Genomic DNA, 911 nt, shown 5'->3' with positions numbered 1-911 from the left:
GGCGGCCGAGCGGCACGAGTTCGCGCTGTCCGACCGCACCCGCGAGGCGCTGGTGACGGTGGCGCTGCGCCCGGTCACGGTGCTGCGGCACGGTCCGGGCGACGCGGCCGAGCTGGCCCGCGCACTGGTGTGCCTGCACGCGATCGCGGCCGACAGCCAGGTGGGGATCGCGGTGGCCGCGCCGACCGCGCAGGCCGCTGCCGCGGTCAACGCGGAGCTGGCGCGGTGCTGGAGCGGGGACGAACCCGGGCCGCGCGCGGTGTCCCTGCCCGAACTGCTGGCGGGCGCCCCGCTGGAGGCCGGTCTGGTGGTGCTGTGCGAGGCGATGTCGGTGGGCGTGGCCCGGGCGGCCGAACTGGCCTCGTCATGCGCCGACGGCGCCCACCTGGTCCTGGCCGCCGACCCGGGCCAGGCGCCGTCCGCGACTCCGGGCCGGGTGGTGGTGGACGTGGCCGCCTCCCGGACCGCGCACGTGGCCGAGGTGGCCGACCCGGGTGAGCCCGGGCCGATCGCCGAGCTGGCCCAGGCGGTGGCCGACGGCGGGGTGCCCGAGGTGGCGGCGCCCGAGCGCGAGGTGGTCCGGGTTCCGGCCGCGTCCGCGCAGGAGGCCGCGCACCGGGTGGTGCAGCTGCTCACCGACTCGATCCCGCGCGCGCTCGGCATCGCCCCGGAGGAGGTGCAGGTGGTGGCCGCGCGCGAGGACGGACCGGCGGGCGCGGGCGCGCTCAACGCCGCGTGCAAGGAGCGGCTGAACCCGGGGCCGGGCGCGCACGGGGGTTTCGACGTGGGCGACCGGGTGCTGCTGGTGGCCGAGGGCCCCGGGTACGGGCCGGGTGACACCGGCTACCTGCGTGAGGTGGGCGAGGCGGCGGTGGTCGAGCTGGCCGACGGGCGGCGGGTGTCGGTGGCGG

Annotated in this window: 1 protein-coding gene; it reads left to right on the top strand. The window is 79.3% G+C overall.

What is annotated here, in order from left to right:
• Nucleotides 1-911 (top strand): AAA family ATPase (locus D471_RS0128865; RefSeq protein ID WP_017601838.1); only part of this gene is annotated, 911 nt, incomplete at both ends.

Source organism: Nocardiopsis lucentensis DSM 44048 (assembly GCF_000341125.1).
In the GTDB taxonomy this organism is placed as follows: domain Bacteria; phylum Actinomycetota; class Actinomycetes; order Streptosporangiales; family Streptosporangiaceae; genus Nocardiopsis; species Nocardiopsis lucentensis.
Note: the sequence above shows the minus strand (reverse complement) of the source record. Positions and strands in the feature narration are given on the sequence as shown.